Raw genomic sequence first — 19201 nt, forward strand, 5'->3', positions numbered from 1 at the left:
GAAATACGATGCACGCGGATCTGGTAATAGTCGGCGCGGGAATGGTCGGTAGCGCGCTGGCCCTGGCGCTGGAAGGCAGCGGCCTGGACATCCTGCTGCTGGACGGCAGCCCGCTTAGCGTCAAGCCGTTCGACCGCGAGGCGCCTTTCGAACCGCGTGTCAGCGCCTTGTCCGAGGCCAGCCGGCGCATCCTCCAGCGCCTGCACGCCTGGGACGGCATCGCCGCGCGCCGCGCCGAGCCCTACCGCGAGATGCAGGTGTGGGACGGCTCCGGAACCGGGCAGATTCACTTCAGCGCCGCCAGCGTGCATGCCGAGGTGCTCGGCCATATCGTCGAGAACCGCGTGATGCAGGATGCCCTGATGGACCGTCTGCACGACTCCGCCCTCGGTCTGCTGCCTGGCGCCCGCCTGGATCAGCTGCGCCATTCCGGCGACGACTGGTTGCTGACCCTGGCCGATGGCCGGGAAATCCGCACCCCCTTGGTGATCGCCGCCGACGGCGCCAACTCCGCTGTGCGCCGTCTGGCCGGCTGCGCTACCCGCGAGTGGGATTACCTGCACCACGCTATCGTCACCAGCGTGCGCTGCGAGAAGCCGCACCTGGCCACCGCCTGGCAGCGCTTCACCGACGACGGCCCGCTGGCCTTCCTGCCGCTGGCGAAGGAGGGCGATGCGCACTGGTGCTCGATCGTCTGGTCGATCACGCCGGAGCAGGCTGAAAAGATCATGGCGCTGGACGACGAAGGCTTCTGCGCCGCGCTGGGACGGGCCTTCGAGCACCGCCTGGGCGCTATCGAGCATGCCGACCGCCGCCTGTGCATTCCGTTGCGCCAGCGTCACGCCAAGCGCTACGTGGAGCCGGGGCTGGCGCTGATCGGCGATGCCGCGCACACCATTCACCCGCTGGCCGGGCAGGGGGTCAACCTCGGCTTCCTCGATGCCGCCGTGCTTGCCGAGGTGATCCTGCATGCCTACGAGCGCGGCGAGAACATCGCCGAAGAGCGCGTGTTGAGCCGCTATGAGCGCCGCCGGATGCCGCACAACCTGGCGATGATGGCTGCGATGGAAGGCTTCCAGCGCCTGTTCCAGGCCGACCCGCTGGCGGTGCGCTGGCTGCGCAATGCAGGGCTGCGGCTGGTGGACAAGCATCACGAGGCGAAGGGGATGTTCGTGCGGCAGGCGCTGGGGCTTTCCGGCGATCTGCCGACGCTGGCGCGGGTCTGATCACAGCGGCCCCCTCACCCTGACCCTCTCCCAAGGGAGAGGGCTGGGGGGCTCTCGCTCCGAGCCTTACACCCGCCGCGACGCCGGGTCGCACCTTCCCGCAACACCCCGACACACCTGCGTAACCCATTAGCAAATGCGGTTCCTTATCATTTGCGGAATCTCTTCCCCGCAAAGGACACGCCCATGCTCATGCGCAAAGGTCTTCTCGCCACCCTCCTGCTGGCCGCCCTCGGCAGCACCGCCCAGGCCGCCGGCGAAGTGGTGGTCTATTCCTCGCGCATCGACGAGCTGATCAAGCCGGTGTTCGACGCCTACACCAAGGCCACCGGGGTGAAGATCAAGTTCATCACCGACAAGGAAGCGCCGCTGATGGCGCGGATCAAGGCCGAAGGCGCCAACACGCCGGCCGACCTGCTGCTCACCGTGGACGCCGGCAACCTATGGCAGGCGGAGAAGATGGGCATCCTGCAGCCCTTCGACTCGCCGGTGCTGGATGCCAACATCCCGCCGCAGTACCGCTCCAGCACCGACAGCTGGACCGGCCTGTCGCTGCGCGCGCGCACCATCGCCTACTCCACTGAGCGGGTGAAGCCCGAGGAGCTGAGCACCTACGAGGCGCTGGCCGGCAAACAGTGGGAAGGCCGCCTGTGCCTGCGCACGGCGAAGAAGGTCTACAACCAGTCGCTGACCGCCACCCTGATCGAAACCCATGGTGAGCAGAAGACCGAGGAAATCCTCAAGGGCTGGGTGAGCAACCTGGGCACCGACGTGTTCTCCGACGACACCGCGCTGCTCCAGGCCATCGCCGCCGGCCAGTGCGACGTCGGCATCATTAACACCTACTACTACGGGCGCCTGCACCAGGAGAAGCCGGAACTGCCGGTGAAACTGTTCTGGCCGAACCAGGGCGACCGTGGCGTGCACGTCAACCTGTCGGGCATCGGCCTGACCAGGTACGCGCCACACCCGGAGGCCGCCAAGAAGCTGGTGGAGTGGATGACCGGCCCGGAGGCGCAGGCGCTGTTCGCCAGCATCAACCAGGAATTCCCGGCGAACCCGAAGGTGGCGCCGTCGCAGGAAGTGGCGGCCTGGGGCGCGTTCAAGGCCGACAGCATCGCGGTGGAAGTCGCCGGCAAGCGCCAGGCCGAGGCCATCAAGCTGATGGACCGCGCCGGCTGGAACTGATCAGGAGGCCGGCTCTGCCTGGGAGGGCTCGGTCGCTTCGGCTTCGCTGGCGGCCTTGTCGCTGCCGGCGGGTTGTACCTGGTACTGCACGGAGAGAGGCTTGCCGCTCTCCGTCAGCAGGCAGGTGAACTGTCCGGCGACTTTCTCGCCCTCGCGCATCCGCGCCGTCAGTGCCTTGCTGGCGTGTTGGCCAGCGGCTTCCCCGTCATAGGCCTCCTCGCGCAGCGATCCACGCTCCAGCCAGGACTGTTGCCAGCGTTGCTGCATCTGCGGGTCGCTGGCGAAGGTGCGCGAGGCGAGATCCAGGCAGGCTTCGATGGACGTCGGGGCATCGCTTGCAAAGGCCGGTGCGCAGAGGGCGGAGAGGAGCAGGACGGGCAGGGTGCGGCGAGCGGGCATGGGTTTTTTCCTTGGGCAGGGGTGGCAAAGTGGCCGGTTCGACCGCCATACCTTGCGCTTTATCCCAGCCAACTGAAGATCAAGCAAATTCGAGTTCAATGCCGGAAGTTTCCGCACCGAAGTGAACGCTTCCCCTTGAGCAGTTATTGATGTTCTGGAAACACCGCCGCATGTTCGCCAACCGCTGGATTCCCGTTACCTTCCCCGTCGCCGCCCTGGTCCTGCTGCCGATCAGCGTGCTCCTGCTGAGCTGGGCGGAGATCGACCGGGACATCTGGGCGCACCTGTGGGATACCCAGTTGCCGCGCCTGCTGGGCAATACGCTGGTGCTGGTCGGCGGTGTCGGTGCCGGGGTGACTCTGCTGGGCGTGAGCCTGGCCTGGCTCACCAGCCTCTGCGCGTTCCCTGGCCGGCGCTGGCTGGACTGGGCGCTGATGCTGCCCTTCGCCGTGCCGGCCTATGTACTGGCGTTCGTCTTCGTCGGCCTGCTGGACTTCGCCGGGCCGGTGCAGACGCTGCTGCGGGAGTGGTTCGGCAGCGGTCTGCGCTTACCACGGGTGCGCTCCACGGGCGGGGTGATCATTGTCCTGGTGCTGGTGTTCTACCCCTACGTCTACCTGCTGGCGCGCACCGCCTTCCTCGCCCAGGGGCGCGGGCTGACCGAGGCGGCGCGAGTGCTCGGGCTGTCGCCGTGGATGGCGTTCTGGCGGGTCGCCCTGCCCATGGCGCGACCGGCCATCGGTACGGGCCTCGCCCTGGCAGTCATGGAGACCCTGGCGGACTTCGGCACCGTCTCGGTGTTCAACTTCGATACCTTCACCACCGCCGTGTACAAGACCTGGTACGGCTTCTACAGCCTCTCCAGCGCGACCCAACTGGCCAGCCTGCTGCTGTTGTTCGTGATGCTGGTACTGCTCGGCGAGCGCTACAGCCGGGGCCGTACTGGTGTGCCCAGCGAACGGCCACGGGGTGCCGCGCTGTATCGCCTGCACGGCTGGAAAGCCTTCGCCGCGACGGCCTGGTGCCTGCTGGTGTTCGCCTGCGCCTTCGTCATCCCGGTGCTGCAACTGCTGGTCTGGTGCTGGCAAAAGGGCCGTTTCGATCTCGACGAGCGCTACTGGGGGCTGATCCTGCACAGCCTCTACCTGGGCGGGCTCGCCGCGCTGTTGACGGTGGCGGTGGCGCTGCTGCTTGCCTTCGCCCGCCGACTGTCGCCCACCCCGGCGGTACGTTCGGCGGTCGGCCTGGCCAACCTCGGCTACGCGCTGCCCGGCTCGGTGCTGGCGGTGGCGATCATGCTGGCCTTCAGCTGGCTGGACAATCAGGCAGTGATCCCGCTGTCCACCGCCCTGGGCGGCGCCGGCAAACCGCTGCTGCTGGGCAGCCTCGGCGCACTGCTGGTGGCCTACCTGATCCGCTTCATGGCGGTGGCCCACGGCCCGCTGGAGGGCGCCCTGGCGCGCATCCGTCCGTCGCTGCCGGAAGCGTCGCGCAGCCTCGGGGTGGGCGGTGCGGGACTATTCTTCAGGGTCTACCTGCCCCTGCTGTTGCCGGGGGCGCTGAGCGCCGCGCTGCTGGTGTTCGTCGACGTGCTCAAGGAAATGCCGGCTACGCTGCTGATGCGCCCCTTCGGCTGGGACACGCTGGCCGTGCGCGTCTTCGAAATGACCAGCGAAGGCGAGTGGGCGCGCGCCGCGTTGCCGGCCCTGACGCTGGTGCTGGTGGGGCTGTTCCCGGTCATCGGCCTGATCCGCCGCTCGGCGCGCGCGGCCGGTTGCGCCGATCGCTGAGATTCGACTGTCGGACCCGCTGTCCACGGACCGGTCATGCGACTACAATGCGCGCGTTTCGTGCGGGCCGTTCTCGCGCTCCGCACCCGCCTCGCCCGGAAGGAGACCACCCATGGGACAGCGCACACCGCTCTATGATTTGCACGTCGCCCTCGGCGCCAAGATCGTCGATTTCGGCGGCTGGGACATGCCGCTGCACTACGGTTCGCAAGTCGAAGAGCACCACCAGGTACGTCGCGATTGCGGCGTGTTCGACGTTTCCCACATGACCGTGGTCGACGTCACCGGTCCGCAGGCGAAGGAATACCTGCAACGACTCCTGGCCAACGACGTCGAACGACTGCAAACCCCGGGCAAGGCGCTGTACAGCGGCATGCTCAACGACCGTGGCGGGGTGGTCGACGACCTGATCGTCTACCTCGGTGTGTACGGCTACCGCGTGGTGGTCAACGCGTCGACCCGCGATAAGGACATGGCTTGGTTGCAGGCCCATACCGAAGGCTTCGACGTCACCCTGACCGAACGCGCCGACCTCGGGATGCTGGCGGTCCAGGGCCCGAACGCCCGCGAGAAGACTGCTGAGCTGGTCACCCCCTCGCGCGCCGCGCTGATCCGCGAACTCAAGCCCTTCCAGGGCAAGGCCGACGGTGACTGGTTCATCGCCCGCACCGGTTACACCGGCGAGGACGGCCTGGAAATCATGCTGCCGGCCGCCGAGGCGCCGGGCTTCCTCAACGAACTGGTCGGTGCCGGCATTGCCCCAGCGGGCCTCGGCGCGCGCGATACCCTGCGCCTGGAAGCCGGGATGAACCTGTACGGCCAGGACATGGACGAAGACGTCACCCCGCTGGCCGCCAACATGGGCTGGACCATCGCCTGGGAACCCGCCGAACGCGACTTCATCGGCCGCCAGGCCCTGGAAGCGCAGAAAGCGGCCGGAGACTCCTCCAAACTGGTCGGCCTGGTGCTGGAAGAGCGCGGTGTGCTGCGCGCTCATCAAGTGGTGCGCGTCGCCGGTGTCGGCGATGGCGAGATCACCAGCGGCAGCTTCTCCCCGACGCTCGGCAAATCCATCGCCCTGGCCCGCGTGCCGGCGGCCACCGGCGACCGCGCCGAAGTGGAAATCCGTGGCAAGTGGTACCCGGTTCGCGTCGTTCAGCCGAATTTCGTGCGTCATGGCAAAGCCCTGATCTAAATTGCATAGGGTGGCATTGCCGCCCGTCGCCCAGTCACCGAGGAAAAACAACATGAGCAATATCCCCGCCGACCTGCGTTACGCCGCCAGCCATGAGTGGGCGCGCCTGGAAGCCGACGGTACCGTGACCGTGGGCATCTCCGACCATGCCCAGGAAGCCCTGGGTGACGTGGTCTTCGTCGAACTGCCGGAAGTGGGCAAGACCCTCGCCGCAGGGCAGGAAGCCGGTGTAGTCGAGTCGGTGAAGGCCGCCTCGGACATCTACGCCCCGGTAGGCGGCGAAGTCATCGCCGTCAACGACGTACTGGCCGACACCCCTGAAGAAGTGAACAACGATCCGTACGGCTCCTGGTTCTTCAAGCTCAAGCCGAGCAACCCGGCCGAGCTTGAGAAGCTGCTCGACGCCGCCGGCTACCGCGCTGCCAGCGACGCCGACGCGTAAGACACCGCTGTACACACAGGCCTCGACTCGTCGGGGCCTGTTCTTTTAGGGAACGACTTTTTCGAGACCGACGCCATGTCGAACACCCCTTCGCTTTCCCAGCTGCACCAGCCCGACGCCTTCCTCGCCCGCCACCTGGGGCCCGATGCCGCCGAACAACAGGCCATGCTCGACGCCCTGGGCATTGCCAGCCGCGATGACCTGATCGTGCAGACGGTGCCGCCGGCCATTCGCCTGAATCGGCCGCTGGACCTGCCGACCGCCCTGGACGAGCAGGGCGCGCTGGCCAAGCTGAAGGGGTACGCACAGCAGAACCAGCTGTGGACCAGCCTGATCGGCACCGGCTACTACGGCACCCTGACCCCGACCGTCATCCTGCGCAACGTGCTGGAGAACCCGGGCTGGTACACCGCCTACACGCCGTATCAGCCGGAAATCGCCCAGGGCCGTCTCGAATCCCTGCTGAACTTCCAGCAGATGACCATCGACCTCACCGGCCTCGACCTCGCCAGCGCCTCGCTGCTCGACGAAGCCACCGCCGCCGCCGAGGCCATGGCCCTGGCCAAGCGCGTCGCCAAGGCCAAGAGCAACCTGTTCTTCGTCGACGCCCAGTGCCACCCGCAGACCATCTCGGTGGTGCAGACCCGCGCCGACGCCTTCGGCTTCGAGGTGGTGGTCGACGAGGTGGAGAACCTCGGTCAGCACGCGGTATTCGGTGCGCTGCTGCAATACCCCGATACCCGCGGCGAAATCCGCGACCTGCGCAGCCTGATCGATGCGCTACATGCCCGGCAGGCCATCGCCTGCGTCGCCAGTGACCTGCTCGCGCTGCTGCTGCTCACCCCGCCGGGCGAGCTGGGCGCCGACGTCGTGCTCGGCAGCGCCCAGCGCTTCGGCGTGCCCATGGGCTACGGCGGCCCGCACGCGGCTTTCTTCGCCTGCCGCGACGAATACAAGCGCGCCATGCCGGGCCGCATCATCGGCGTGTCCAAGGACGCCCGTGGCAACACCGCGCTGCGCATGGCGCTGCAGACCCGCGAGCAGCACATCCGCCGCGAGAAGGCCAACTCCAACGTCTGCACCTCGCAGGTACTGCTGGCCAACATTGCCAGCCTGTACGCCGTGTACCACGGCCCGCAGGGCCTGAAACGCATCGCCCAGCGCGTGCACCGCCTGACCGCTGTCCTGGCCTCCGGCCTGGCGTCCAAGGGCGTGAAGCTCGTCAACCAGCACTTCTTCGACACCCTGACCCTGGACGTCGGCACCGGCCAGCAGGCCATCGTCGAGCGCGCCCGCGCCGCCCGCGTGAACCTGCGCATCGTCGGCGAAGACCGCCTGGGCGTGAGCCTGGACGAGACCTCCAGCGCCGAAACCCTCGCCAGCCTGTTCGACATCGTCCTCGGCACCGGCCACGGCCTGGACGTCGCCAAGCTCGATGCCGGCCAGGTCGCCGACGGCATCCCCGCCGACCTGCAGCGCAGCAGCGGCTACCTGAGCCACCCGGTGTTCAACCGCCACCATAGTGAAACCGAGATGCTGCGCTACCTGCGCCAGCTCGAAGGCAAGGACCTGGCGCTGAACCAGGCGATGATCCCGCTGGGCTCCTGCACCATGAAGCTCAACGCCACCAGCGAGATGATCCCGATCACCTGGCCGGAATTCGCCACCCTGCACCCCTTCGTGCCGCGCGAGCAGGCCGAAGGCTACCGCCTGATGATCGAGGAACTGGAACGCTGGCTCTGCGCGATCACCGGCTTCGACGCCATCTGCATGCAGCCCAACTCCGGCGCCCAAGGCGAGTACGCGGGCCTGCTGGCGATCCGCAAGTACCACGAGAGCCGTGGCGACGCGCACCGCAACATCTGCCTGATCCCGTCCTCGGCCCATGGCACCAACCCGGCCTCGGCGATCATGGCGAGCATGCGCGTGGTCATCGTCGAGTGCGACAAGGGCGGCAACGTCGACCTGGAAGACCTCAAGCGCAAGGCCGAGGAGGCCGGTGCGCAGCTGTCCTGCCTGATGATCACCTACCCCTCGACCCACGGCGTGTACGAGGAAGGCATCCGCGAGATCTGCGAGGTGATCCACGCCCACGGCGGCCAGGTGTACATGGACGGCGCCAACCTCAACGCCCAGGTCGGCCTGGCGCGTCCGGCGGACATCGGCGCCGACGTGTCGCACATGAACCTGCACAAGACCTTCTGCATTCCCCACGGCGGTGGCGGTCCGGGCATGGGCCCGATCGGCGTGAAGAAGCACCTCGCGCCCTTCGTCGCCAACCACCCGGTGATCCGTATCGAAGGGCCGAACCCGCTCAACGGCGCGGTGAGCGCCGCGCCCTGGGGCAGTGCCAGCATCCTGCCGATCAGCTGGATGTACATCGCCATGATGGGCCCGCAGCTGGCGGACGCTACCGAGGTGGCGATCCTCAACGCCAACTACGTGGCCAGCCGGCTCGACGGCGCCTTCCCGGTGCTCTATCGCGGCCGCAACGACCGCGTCGCCCACGAGTGCATCCTCGACTTGCGCCCGCTCAAGGCACAGACCGGGATCAGTGAGGAAGACGTGGCCAAGCGCCTGATGGACTACGGCTTCCATGCGCCGACCATGTCCTTCCCGGTGCCCGGCACGCTGATGGTCGAGCCCACCGAGAGCGAATCCAAGCACGAGCTGGATCGCTTCATCGAGGCGATGCTGTCCATCCGCGCCGAGATTGCCAAGGTCGAGGCGGGCGAGTGGCCGGCCGAGGACAACCCGCTCAAGCGTGCGCCGCACACCCTGGCCGACGTCACGGGCCTGTGGCAGCGCCCGTACGAGATCGCCGAAGCGGTGACCCCGACCGAGCATACCCGTGCCTTCAAATACTGGCCGGCGGTGAATCGTGTGGACAACGTCTACGGCGACCGCAACCTGTTCTGTGCTTGCGTGCCGGTGGATGACTACCGCGAGTGAGTTGTGACTGGTGAATGAAAGAGCCGCCTTTGGGCGGCTTTTTCGTTGTGGTGATTTCGCTGTTATGGATGGGCCCTTCGTAGGAGCGAGCTTGCTCGCGAATCGTCCCAGCGGCGGGGTCGCCTGTAACCACGTTTCGTAGGAGCGGACTTTGTCCGTGATGCTCTTGTAGGGCGAATAACGCTCCAAGCGTTATCCGCCGACTTGACGTTCGGCGTTTCTGCGCCGCATCGGCGTGCTCGGATGTCTTCTGTTTCGCCCCCTCGGGCGAGTTACTTTGCCAAACGACGCAAAGTAACCAAAGGTCTTGCCCCATCATCCGGCCCCGGCTTCGCCGGGGTTCCCTCCTTCCATCGAAGTTTCAGGGGCCCGCCGCGAAGGGCCATCCCTGGCCCATCGCGGCTCTCGCGGCATCCATGCCGCTCAACCCCTGAAACTCCGATTCCACTCGGCCTCCTGAAGGGGCGCTCCGGTGTGTGCGGATGTTTTTCTGGAAGTCTTAAAGAGCCAGAGCCAGAGCCAGAGCCAGGGCGTGGCGTTCTAGCTCCCGTAGGAGCGGACCTTGTCCGCGAAATCCCACGCGGAGGCCCCGTTGCTACAGGAGAACGTCAGGGTCTTGCGTCTCCGGTGGCGAACCTGGCTGATCTGCCGATGCATCGCGGGCAGGGCCTGCTCCTACAGGGAAGCGGTCAGCACGAGGGAATGACGCTGAGCAAGCGGAACGACCCGATCCTCCCGCCGGCCCCGCCAGCAGGGAACGGCCCGCGGCGAGCGCCAGGGGCCGCGCCGGTGGGGTTCAGTGGGCAGGTGCATCGTTGCCGCGAGCCAGGATGGCGTTGGCCAGTTCCATGTCGCTGCGATCACGCAGGCTGGGGTTGTCACTGCGCAGACGGGTCAATGCGGATTCAAGGTAGGGGCCACGTATCGCGCCATCGCTGGCGACATAGGTGGTGGCATCGTCCTGGGCGGCGACGATCAGTTTGTGGTCGTGCCTGAAGGTCAGATAGAGCGCCGCGGTGGTTGCGCCGGACGAGATGATGTCGCGCCAGAAGTCATCGGCCATGGCCGAAGCGACGGGCAGGGCAAGCAGGGCGAGTACGGTGGCCAGTTTGGCGGTGTGCATCAGAATCACCTCCGGGAGGTCCGTGTACAGGTGAGATGCGTGGGGTTGGCGGGGAGTTCCTCCTTTGCGCCGGGCGGCGCGCGTTGCCTTGGGCCGCGCGCGCCGTCGCGGTCAGCGTTGGCTGGCGAGGAGGGCGCTGGCCAGGTCGGCGTCGCTGGCGTTGGCCAGTGCCGGGTTGCTGGTGCGCATCTGCTGCAGCGCGGCCTCGAGGTAAGGGCCGCGAATGGCGCCATCGGTGGCGATGAAGCTGGCGGCATCGTCCTGGGCCGGGCCGACCAGCTTGTGGTCGTTGCGGCTGGTCAGGTAGCTCGACGCGGTGGTGGCGCCGGAGGTCAGGACCGATTGCCAGAAGTCGCTGTCTTCGGCCATGGCCGAGGCCAGCGGGAGCAGGGTGAAAGCAATGACGGCGGGGATGAAGCGGCGACGCATGGTAACTCCTTGGTTGAATGCGTCTGTCAGAGCTTTCGCCGCTTCCCGAGTTCCCGCCTGCTCGTCGGAAGATTCACTCGCGCTTTAGCGAGGGATCGTCCGGATTCTGTTGTTCCAGTTCCGACAGCAGCATCTGCACTTTCTGCATCTGCCCGGTCTCGCGCAGGTAGCCGATCAGCGCCAGGCGTGCCGAGCGGTTGGCCGGGTGCCGTTGCAGCAGTGCTTCCAGCTCGTGGCAGGCCGCATCGGCTTCGCCGCTGTCGTGCAGCGCGATGGCCAGCACGTAGCGGAACTGGTCGTCGTCCGGCGACAAGCGCACCGCTTCGCGCAGCTCCTTGAGCGCTGCCGTGCGGTCGCCCTGGCGCACCAGGGCGAGGCCGTTGACGTGGTGCAGCAGACCGGCGGATGGATGCTGGAGCAGGGCGTCGTCGAGCAGTTGGCGGGCATCGGCCTGGCGGCTGCTGGCCTCCAGCCACTGGATCAGCGTGACGGTGGCCGGCAGGAAGTCCGGGTTGTGCGCCATCGCCGCGCGCAGGGCAGGCTCCACCTGGTCTGCGTGGCCGATGCGCTGGTAGAGCATGGCGAGGTTTAGGTTCGCCTCGGCGCGTTCGGCCAGGCTTTTCTGAACGTCCTCGTATTCGCGCAGCCCCTTGTCCAGCGCCTCGTCCAGGCCGGGCCGCGCCTGCGGCGGCAACTGCGAGAGCTGCCAGGCGGCGGCGATGCGCACGGCACGGATCGGGTCGGACAGCAGCGGAGCCATCATGGGCGCCAGCACCAGGGCCTGTTGCGGGGCATTGGCGAGGGGTATGACGATGTTGACGGCGGCGGTGCGCACCAGCGAGTCGGTATCCTTCAGGCCTTGCGCCGCCAGCTCCAGCGAGCGGGGGCTGGGGTAGTTGGGCAGTTCGGCCATCAGCGTGGCACGGCGGATCGCCGGCAGCTCTGGCGATGCCAGCAGCAGGTGCAGCGCGCGGGAGGCTCCCGGTTTGCCGCCGCGGGCTTTCCACAGGGTGTCGTCATAGCGCGGCGTGGGATTGCCGGAGGCGTTCGGCTTGGCCGGCTGCTCGCTGGCGTACCACTGGCGGAATTGCTCGGTGATCTTTTTCGCCGGGGAGTCCTTGTGGCAGGCCAGGCAAGCGTCCGGCGCGCCGATGTGCCGCGCATGCGCGGGGTCGGGCAGGCTGAATCCGTGGTCGTGACGGTAGTCGTTGACCATGTAGTAGCGGCCCGGCATGTGACAGGCCGTGCATTGCGCGCCGGGGCTGCCGGGTTGATGGTGATGGTGTTCGGGCGAGTCGTAGTTCTTCGCCTGCAGTCCCTTGCCGTCGATCTGCGGCCGCACGGGCTTGCCGGCGGTGTTGTGGCACTGCAGGCAGACGCCGTTGCCCGGCGCTTTCAGCTGGCCGCTGTGCGGGTTGTGGCAATCGGTGCACCGCACGCCCTTGGCGAACATCTTGCTCTGGGTGAAGGAGCCCCACTCGAAGACTTCGTCCTTGATCTTGCCGTCGATCTCGTAGAGTTCGCGGGTCAGGGTGCTGGGCAGGTAGTCATCCATGAAGCGATGTGTGTTCTGGAAACCGTCGCCCAGCGGTGCGCGACGGGCGTGGCAGCGCGCGCAGGTTTCGACGATGGTGCTCTGGCTGGCGTTCTTGAGTGGCACCTCGAAGCCTTTGTCTGCGCTGCCGTCCGGCTTCTGCGCCCATTCCAGGTGCTTTGACGCCGGGCCGTGGCAGGCCTGGCAGCCGACGCCAAGGCTGTTCCAGTGGCTGGCGAAGCTGTCGGTGCTGGCGTCGTAATTGCGCTTGAAGCCGGTGGTGTGGCACTCGACGCACATGAAGTTGGCGTTCTGCGCGGGGCGGGTCCAGTGCAGCTCGTCCTTGTAGTCGACGCGCTGCCCGGGCATCAGCTGGAACCAGTGGTGCTTGCGGCTATCCCAGGCGACGCCGAGGGCCTGCAGGCGGCCCCCCGGATATTCCAGTAGATACTGCTGCAAGGGCTGGATGCCGAAGGTGTAGGCCACCTTGAAATCCGCCGGCTTGCCGTCGTTGCCGGGGGTGTTGACCCAGTATTCGTCGCCCTTGCGGAAGAAACGGGTGGTCTCGACCTCGCCCTTGAAGGTGACGTCGGCGAAGTCGCCGAGCACGTTGCCTTCGCTGGCCGGTTTCATCGCTTGCTGGTGATGGGAACCCTGCCAGTCCTTGGTCTGTGCCGAGTGGCAGCCTTCGCAGGTGGATTCGGCGACCAATTGCGCGGGTTGCGCGGCAGGTGTCGGCGCTTGCGCAGCGGGTGCGGTGGCCGGGGTGGGCGGGTGATCGCTCGGCAGCGTTACGCCGTTGTCCTGCTGTACCCAGATCCAGGCGCCCAGGGTGACCAGGAGCAGCACCCCGGCAGCGGCCGCAAGCCAGGTACGGCGAGGCGCTGAAGGTTTGGCGGCGGGAGGCGTGGGGCGAGGCTTCTTGGTCTTGTGGGACATGGACATCCGTTGTTTCGCGACGACTCCAGGGGTAAGGGAGCTTCCGTGAGCGGGGGGGGGCTGTCAACGCGGGCGGGCCATTTTCATGGTGCGGTGGCGGCCCGCCACTATCTTGGGTCTGGCGCTATGGCTGGCGAATTTCCGCGACCCGCGCACTGTCGACTTTCACCTCCGGATTACCGAACTGCGCGGTGAGGTAGTTCACCAGCGCGGCGATCTGCTCATCGTTGAGGGTGCCGGCGAAGCCGGGCATGAACAGCTCCTCGTCGCCGACCTTGCGGTGAACGCCGCCGAGCACAACCTGAACCAGGTTGTCCGGCTGCTGGGCCCCGACTGCACTGTTCTTCAGCAGCATAGGGTAATAGCCGTCCTTCACCCCGTCACCGCTCCAGGAGTGGCAGCTGGCGCAGTTGCCCAGGTACAGGCGGGCGCCATCGTCCGGCTGCTGCCCGGCGAAGTCCTGGCCGCGCAGGGTGAGCACATCCTCGGCCGGCTTGCCCCATTGGAAGCGCGCCTTGCGTTCGCCGTCGCTGACCGCCGGGACGCTGCGCAGGTAGGTGGCGATGGCCTGCAAATCCGCCTCGGACAGGTACTGGAAGCTGTGCTCCACCGCTTCGCCCATGGGGCCTGCGGCCTGTGCCTTGCCCGCCACGCGACCGCTCTTGAGGTACTGCACGAGCTCCGCGTCGCTCCAGCCGCCGATGCCACTGTGGGTGTCGGGGGTGATGTTGAACGCGTACCAGCCGCCCAGCGCGGCGCCGGCGAGGAAGCCGGTGCCGCGCTCGTTCGTGGCCTTTTCCTGGAAGGCCATGCCGCGCGGGGTGTGGCAGGTGCCGCAGTGGGTCAGGCCCTGGACCAGGTAGGCGCCACGGTTCCAGGCGTCGCTCTGCTTCGGATTGGCCTGGTAGACCGTATCGTCGTGGAACAGCAGGTTCCAGATCGCCAGCGGCCAGCGCACGTCCAATGGCCAGGCGATGTCCGAGTCCTGGTTGGGCTGCGCCACCGCCTGCACACCGCCATTGAGGAACCAGGCGTAGAGCGCCTTCATGTCCTCGTCGTTGATCTTCGCGTAGGCGGTGTAGGGCATTGCCGGGTAGAGGCGGGTGCCGCCCTTGGCCACGCCATCGCGCAGGGCGTGGGCGAAGTCGTCGTAGCTGTAGCTGCCGATGCCGGTCTTGGGGTCGGGGGTGATGTTGGTGGAGTACACCGCCCCCAGCGGCGTGGCCAACGGCAGGCCACCGGCGAAGGGCTTGCCGCCCGGCGCGGTGTGGCAGGCCGCGCAGTCGCCGGCGCGGGCCAGGTATTCGCCGCGTTGCAGCAGCTCCGGCGGCGCGGTGTCCAGTGCCGTGGCGGCGTGGCCCAGCAGCGGTACGGCGAGCAGGGCGAGAAGTGCCAGGGGCTTCATCCTCAGGCCTCCCGCTTCAGCTGGTCGGCCAGGCGCAGGGCCAGGGCGGCGATGCTCAGGGTGCAGTTCACCGAGCCGACGGTGGGCATCACGGCGCTGCCGGCGATGAACAGGTTGGGGTGGTCGTGGCTGCGGCAATGGCTGTCCACCACTGAGTCCTTCGGGTCGGTGCCCATCAGGGTGGTGCCGGTGATGTGGTTGTTGTTGGCGAAATTGTCCTCGAACACCACATCAGTGCCGGCCAGCAGTTTCGCCGCGTGGGTGTATATCTCGCGGGTGTGTAGCGCGCTCTTGCGCACGTAGTCGTCCATCGCGTAGGTGAGCTCCGGCTTCGGGATGCCCAGGGCATCGCGCTCGCTGGCGCTGGGGACGATGCGGTTCTCCGGGTGCGGGAGGATTTCGTGGAAGCTGTCGAAACGCACGAAGCGCGCGGCGCGGTCGCGGATCTGCGCCTCCAGTTCGCGGCCCAGCAACAGGGGGCCCTTGCGGATCAGCTCGGCGGTCACCTGGTCGGTGCGCGAGAGATTCGACAGGTGGATCTTCTTGGCGGCGTATTCGCTGCGGAATGCACCATCGCGGAAGCCCACCATCGAGGTCATCTCCTGCGGCCCTCGCCCCGGCCAGAGCTTCTCGTTGGCATAGAACTGGACGGCGGTACCGGGGTGGTCCATGAGGTTGCGGCCGACCCTGTCCGAGCTGTTGCCAACCTCGGACATCAGCATCAGCTTGGGTGTCTCGATGCCGTTGGCGGCGAGGATGAAGGTACCGCCTTCGACCCGGGTCTCGTTGCCCTGCGGGTCCTTGTACAGCGCGGCGCTGATCTTGCCGCCGTCACCTTTCTCCAGTTTGAACACCACGGCGTTCTCGACCAGCCGCGCGCCAGCGCGTTCGGCCTTCTCGATGTGGACGATGCCGTTGTACATGGCGCCGATGGGGCAGATCGGCATGCAGTTGTTGTTGCCGCAGCAGGTTGGCCTTTCGTCATAGGGGCGGCTGTTGCGCGCCACCGGCTCGGTGACCACGCGGTAGCCGTTGCCGTTGAGCAGGGTCTTGATGCGCTGTTCGTTCCACGACAGCGGCAGGGGCGGCATCGGGTAGGGCTTGCTGCGTGGCGAGCCGAGCTCCTCCTCGCCCGGCCCCCAGACGCCCAGCTCCTCCTCGGCGCGCTGGTACCAGGGTTCGAGCTCTGCGTATTCCAGGGGCCAGTCGCGGCCCACGCCGTAGAGGCTGAGCAGCTTGAAGTCGTTGGGCAGGAAGCGCCAGGCCGAGGCCGCCCAGTGCCAGGTGGTGCCGCCGACCACGCGCAGGTACTGCACGTCGTACGGGTGCGTGCCCTTCTGGATCAGGTAGTGGTTGTCCGGGTGGAATTGCGGATGCGGGGCGTGCGGGCTTGACGGGTAGGCCGCCTGGTTGTCGGATTTGTCCGCCTGGTTGCGGAAGCGCTCGACGATCTCCCAGCGCGCCATGCGCGGCCCGGCTTCGAGGATCAGCACATCCTTGCCGGCCAGCGCCAGCTGATGGGCGACCAGCGCCCCGGCGACGCCGGAGCCGATCACCACGAAATCCGCGTGCTGCGTATCGGCCATGCTCAGACCTCCCGCTCGGCCGGCTGGGCCGCCCAGAAGCCCGGCTTGTTCGGGCAGTAGCTGCGGATCACCAGCACGTCGTCCACCGCCTTGAACATCAGCGCCTGCTCATAGGTGATGACGCTGGCGCTGGTGGCCTCGCCGATCTGTCCCAGGTACCAGCCGCCGAGGATCTGCCGGGCCAGCCACTGCTGGCGTTCGCTCCAGCTGGCCGGTAAGTCGGCCAGGTGCGCCTGCAATTCGGCCAGGCTCTGCCTGAGCGCTGTATCGCGCTGGGCCAGGGCCTCGAACAGGCGCAGACCGATACGCGGGTCGAGGTTGCTGTGTCCGGTCAGTCGCTGCGACAGGGTCATGAAGCTGGCCAGATCCGCGTCGGCCTGGGGTGTCAGCGCGGCCAGGGTGCGGGCGCTGGGACTGAGCAGTACGCCACCTACCGCTGCGCCGGCGCAGGCCACCGCCAGCAGGCGGCGGCGGGAAAGGGGAAACTGCGGCAGTTGAACGTCGGACATGCTGACCTCTCTGGCACCAGGCAAGGGTGGCGGCGCGCGGTCTTGCGCCGCTTGCGTCGTGTCGTTCGGTACTTGGGGCGGCCACCGGGCCGGCCGGGGTGGCGGGAGTGAGCCGCGCCCCTTAGTATTGCCGCTTGTTCAGATTCTGCAGGCGGGTCGACCCGCCGGCGGTCGATTGCGAGCCGCGCCGCAGAGCCTCACCGGATAAGACAGCATCGATGAAACAGTACCTCGACCTCATGCGCCACGTGCGCGAACACGGCACCTTCAAGAGCGATCGCACCGGCACCGGCACCTACAGCGTGTTCGGCCACCAGATGCGCTTCGACCTGGCCGAAGGCTTCCCGCTGGTGACCACCAAGAAGTGCCACCTCAAATCGATCATTCACGAGCTGCTGTGGTTCCTCAAAGGGTCGACCAACATCGCCTACCTGAAGGAAAACGGCGTCTCGATCTGGGACGAGTGGGCTGATGAGAATGGCGACCTGGGCCCGGTCTACGGCTACCAGTGGCGCTCCTGGCCGGCACCGGACGGCCGCCACATCGACCAGATCACCAACCTGATGGCGATGCTGAAGAGCAACCCGGATTCGCGCCGCCTGATCGTCTCCGCCTGGAACCCGGCGCTGATCGACGAGATGGCCCTGCCGCCGTGCCACGCCCTGTTCCAGTTCTACGTCGCCGACGGCAAGCTCAGCTGCCAGCTATACCAGCGCTCGGCCGACATCTTCCTCGGCGTACCCTTCAACATCGCCAGCTACGCGCTGCTGACCCTGATGGTCGCGCAGGTCGCCGGGCTTGCGCCGGGCGAGTTCATCTGGACCGGCGGCGACTGCCACCTGTACGCCAACCACCTGGAACAGACCGACCTGCAGCTGACCCGCCAGCCGCTGGCGCTGCCCAGCATGAAGATCAATCCTGAGGTGAAGGACCTGTTCGACTTCCGCTTCGAGGACTTCGAACTGGTCGGCTACGAGGCGCATCCGCACATCAAGGCGCCGGTCGCTGTCTGACCTGTCCTCGATGAAGAAAAGGCCGGCGCAATGCCGGCCTTTTTCGTTTCTGAGCAGCCTGATTCGTAGGAGCGAACCCTGTCCGCGATGTGCAACCGGCTTGCTCGGAGCGGCCGGAAATCGATCGCGGATGAATCCGCTCCTACGTGAAGTGATCCTCCGTGCCTGCCCATTCATTCGGTGAATAAGTGTTTCGCCTGGCGGTACAGGGTTTCATGAATCTGCGGCGCGTTGCTATGCTGCCCCGGCTGGCCGCCGACCTGCGGCCTACGGAGTTTCCGCAGTACAACCACAAGACCGGGGACCGTCATGCAGCCTTTCAGCTTCGCCACCACTGCACAGATCCTCTGTGAGAGTGGCTCCGCCGCCCGCCTGGGTGAACTCTGCCGCGAGCGCGGCGCCCAGCGTGTGCTCGTCGTCACCGACCCCGGCATCACCCGCCTGAACATGCTCGACGGCGTGCTGCCCGGCTTCACTGCGACCGGCGTGGCGGTGGAAGTCTTCGACCAGGTGCTGGCTGATCCGCCGGAAAGCGTGGTGCTGGCCGCCGCCGAGCAGGCGCGCAGGATGGCTGCGCAACTGGTGATCGGCTTCGGCGGCGGCAGCTCGATGGACGTCGCCAAGCTGGTGGCGCTGCTGGCGCACCCGCTGGCCTCCCAGGGGCTGAAGGACCTCTTCGGCGTTGGCAACGCCCGTGGCCCGCGCCTGCCGCTGCTGCAGGTACCGACCACCGCCGGTACTGGGTCGGAAGTGACACCCATCGCCATCGTCACCACCGGCGAGACCACCAAGATGGGCGTGGTCAGCCCGTACCTGCTGCCGGACCTGGCTGTGCTCGACGCAGACCTGACCCTCGGCCTGCCGCCGGCGGTCACCGCCGCCACCGGCATCGACGCCATGGTCCACGCCATCGAGGCGTACACCAGCAAGCTGAAGAAGAATCCCCTGTCGGATCTGCTGGCCCGAGAAGCGCTGCGCCTGCTGGCGCTGAACCTCGACGAAGCGGTGCACAACGGCCGCAACCGCGAGGCGCGCCAGGCCATGCTGCTGGGCGCCTGCATGGCCGGACAGGCCTTCGCCAACGCGCCGGTGGCCGCCGTGCACGCGCTGGCCTATCCGCTGGGCGGGCACTTCCACATTCCCCACGGCCTGAGCAACGCACTGGTGCTGCCGGAGGTGATCCGCTTCAATGCACCCCGCGCCGGCTTGCTTTATGCCGAACTGGCGCCGCTGCTGCTGGGCGAACGCTTGCGCAATGATGCCGACCGCACCGAGCAGTTCATCGCCGAGCTGACCCAGCTCAGCCCGCGCTGCGGTCTACCGGCGCGCTTGCGCGATGCCGGCGTGCCGGAAGACAGCCTGCCGCGCCTGGCCGCTGATGCCATGTTGCAGCAACGCCTGTTGGTGAATAATCCCCGTGAAGTCAGCGAAGCCGACGCGCTGGCCATCTACCGAGCCGCCTTCTGAGAGC

At 67.2% G+C, this 19201-nt stretch carries 15 protein-coding genes; 8 read left to right on the forward strand and 7 right to left on the reverse strand.

Annotated elements, in window-relative coordinates:
• Positions 1-8 precede the first annotated feature (8 nt).
• Positions 9-1226 carry a 2-octaprenyl-3-methyl-6-methoxy-1,4-benzoquinol hydroxylase gene (locus GA645_RS01675; protein WP_152219357.1) on the forward strand — a complete coding sequence of 406 codons (1218 nt, stop codon included), beginning with the start codon at positions 9-11 and terminating at the stop codon, positions 1224-1226.
• A gap of 186 nt (positions 1227-1412) precedes the next feature.
• Positions 1413-2414 carry an extracellular solute-binding protein gene (locus GA645_RS01680; RefSeq protein ID WP_152219359.1) on the forward strand — a complete coding sequence of 334 codons (1002 nt, stop codon included), beginning with the start codon at positions 1413-1415 and terminating at the stop codon, positions 2412-2414.
• On the opposite strand, the gene GA645_RS01685 is transcribed toward GA645_RS01680, so the two are convergent.
• Complete coding sequence (locus GA645_RS01685) at positions 2415-2813, reverse strand: hypothetical protein (protein WP_152219361.1); 399 nt, start codon at positions 2811-2813, stop codon at positions 2415-2417.
• A 170-nt stretch (positions 2814-2983) separates the two neighbouring features.
• Between GA645_RS01685 and GA645_RS01690 the strand changes: the two genes are divergently transcribed.
• From GA645_RS01690 to gcvP, 4 genes are all read left to right on the forward strand, one after another.
• Positions 2984-4603 carry an iron ABC transporter permease gene (locus GA645_RS01690; protein WP_152227849.1) on the forward strand — a complete coding sequence of 540 codons (1620 nt, stop codon included), beginning with the start codon at positions 2984-2986 and terminating at the stop codon, positions 4601-4603.
• A gap of 112 nt (positions 4604-4715) precedes the next feature.
• The gene (gene gcvT, locus GA645_RS01695; protein ID WP_152219363.1) at positions 4716-5798 is read left to right on the forward strand and encodes a glycine cleavage system aminomethyltransferase GcvT; all 1083 of its coding nucleotides are present in this window, start codon (positions 4716-4718) and stop codon (positions 5796-5798) included.
• Positions 5799-5850: 52 nt separating this feature from the next.
• Complete coding sequence (gene gcvH / locus GA645_RS01700) at positions 5851-6240, forward strand: glycine cleavage system protein GcvH (RefSeq protein ID WP_152219365.1); 390 nt, start codon at positions 5851-5853, stop codon at positions 6238-6240.
• 75 nt (positions 6241-6315) lie between these two features.
• Entirely contained in the window at positions 6316-9192 is a 2877-nt protein-coding gene (gene gcvP / locus GA645_RS01705; RefSeq protein ID WP_152219367.1) for an aminomethyl-transferring glycine dehydrogenase, read from the forward strand.
• A gap of 796 nt (positions 9193-9988) precedes the next feature.
• On the opposite strand, the gene GA645_RS01710 is transcribed toward gcvP, so the two are convergent.
• From GA645_RS01710 to GA645_RS01735, 6 genes are all read right to left on the reverse strand, one after another.
• Positions 9989-10315, reverse strand: a complete 327-nt coding sequence (locus tag GA645_RS01710; RefSeq protein ID WP_152219369.1) for a DUF2388 domain-containing protein — start codon at positions 10313-10315, stop codon at positions 9989-9991.
• 111 nt (positions 10316-10426) lie between these two features.
• Positions 10427-10744 carry a DUF2388 domain-containing protein gene (locus GA645_RS01715; protein ID WP_152219371.1) on the reverse strand — a complete coding sequence of 106 codons (318 nt, stop codon included), beginning with the start codon at positions 10742-10744 and terminating at the stop codon, positions 10427-10429.
• A gap of 73 nt (positions 10745-10817) precedes the next feature.
• Positions 10818-13223 (reverse strand): tetratricopeptide repeat protein, encoded by a 2406-nt coding sequence (locus tag GA645_RS01720; RefSeq protein WP_152219373.1) that lies wholly within the window; start codon positions 13221-13223, stop codon positions 10818-10820.
• Between the two features lie 118 nt (positions 13224-13341).
• Positions 13342-14622 (reverse strand): cytochrome c, encoded by a 1281-nt coding sequence (locus GA645_RS01725; RefSeq protein ID WP_152219375.1) that lies wholly within the window; start codon positions 14620-14622, stop codon positions 13342-13344.
• 2 nt (positions 14623-14624) lie between these two features.
• Positions 14625-16208, reverse strand: a complete 1584-nt coding sequence (locus GA645_RS01730) for a GMC family oxidoreductase (RefSeq protein WP_152219377.1) — start codon at positions 16206-16208, stop codon at positions 14625-14627.
• 2 nt (positions 16209-16210) lie between these two features.
• Positions 16211-16717, reverse strand: a complete 507-nt coding sequence (locus tag GA645_RS01735) for a sugar dehydrogenase complex small subunit (RefSeq protein ID WP_152219379.1) — start codon at positions 16715-16717, stop codon at positions 16211-16213.
• Positions 16718-16935: 218 nt separating this feature from the next.
• On the opposite strand from GA645_RS01735, the gene GA645_RS01740 reads away from it, so the two are divergent.
• Both GA645_RS01740 and GA645_RS01745 read left to right on the forward strand, forming a co-directional pair.
• On the forward strand, positions 16936-17730 hold the full coding sequence (locus GA645_RS01740; RefSeq protein ID WP_152219381.1) for a thymidylate synthase: 795 nt from the start codon (positions 16936-16938) through the stop codon (positions 17728-17730).
• Positions 17731-18039: 309 nt separating this feature from the next.
• A complete protein-coding gene (locus GA645_RS01745; RefSeq protein WP_152219383.1) occupies positions 18040-19197 on the forward strand; it encodes an iron-containing alcohol dehydrogenase in 1158 nt (385 codons plus the stop codon).
• Positions 19198-19201 lie beyond the last annotated feature (4 nt).

Source organism: Pseudomonas sp. SCB32, from assembly GCF_009189165.1.
Classification (GTDB): Bacteria; Pseudomonadota; Gammaproteobacteria; order Pseudomonadales; family Pseudomonadaceae; genus Pseudomonas.

Coding starts and splice junctions, on each gene's coding strand:
- GA645_RS01685 (WP_152219361.1), bottom strand. CDS start 2,813: ATGCCCGCTCGCCGCACCCTGCCCGTCCTGCTCCTCTCCGCCCTCTGC.
- GA645_RS01720 (WP_152219373.1), bottom strand. CDS start 13,223: ATGTCCATGTCCCACAAGACCAAGAAGCCTCGCCCCACGCCTCCCGCC.
- GA645_RS01725 (WP_152219375.1), bottom strand. CDS start 14,622: ATGAAGCCCCTGGCACTTCTCGCCCTGCTCGCCGTACCGCTGCTGGGC.
- GA645_RS01680 (WP_152219359.1), top strand. CDS start 1,413: ATGCTCATGCGCAAAGGTCTTCTCGCCACCCTCCTGCTGGCCGCCCTC.
- GA645_RS01690 (WP_152227849.1), top strand. CDS start 2,984: ATGTTCGCCAACCGCTGGATTCCCGTTACCTTCCCCGTCGCCGCCCTG.
- gcvP (WP_152219367.1), top strand. CDS start 6,316: ATGTCGAACACCCCTTCGCTTTCCCAGCTGCACCAGCCCGACGCCTTC.
- GA645_RS01715 (WP_152219371.1), bottom strand. CDS start 10,744: ATGCGTCGCCGCTTCATCCCCGCCGTCATTGCTTTCACCCTGCTCCCG.
- GA645_RS01730 (WP_152219377.1), bottom strand. CDS start 16,208: ATGGCCGATACGCAGCACGCGGATTTCGTGGTGATCGGCTCCGGCGTC.
- gcvH (WP_152219365.1), top strand. CDS start 5,851: ATGAGCAATATCCCCGCCGACCTGCGTTACGCCGCCAGCCATGAGTGG.
- gcvT (WP_152219363.1), top strand. CDS start 4,716: ATGGGACAGCGCACACCGCTCTATGATTTGCACGTCGCCCTCGGCGCC.
- GA645_RS01710 (WP_152219369.1), bottom strand. CDS start 10,315: ATGCACACCGCCAAACTGGCCACCGTACTCGCCCTGCTTGCCCTGCCC.
- GA645_RS01740 (WP_152219381.1), top strand. CDS start 16,936: ATGAAACAGTACCTCGACCTCATGCGCCACGTGCGCGAACACGGCACC.
- GA645_RS01735 (WP_152219379.1), bottom strand. CDS start 16,717: ATGTCCGACGTTCAACTGCCGCAGTTTCCCCTTTCCCGCCGCCGCCTG.
- GA645_RS01745 (WP_152219383.1), top strand. CDS start 18,040: ATGCAGCCTTTCAGCTTCGCCACCACTGCACAGATCCTCTGTGAGAGT.
- GA645_RS01675 (WP_152219357.1), top strand. CDS start 9: ATGCACGCGGATCTGGTAATAGTCGGCGCGGGAATGGTCGGTAGCGCG.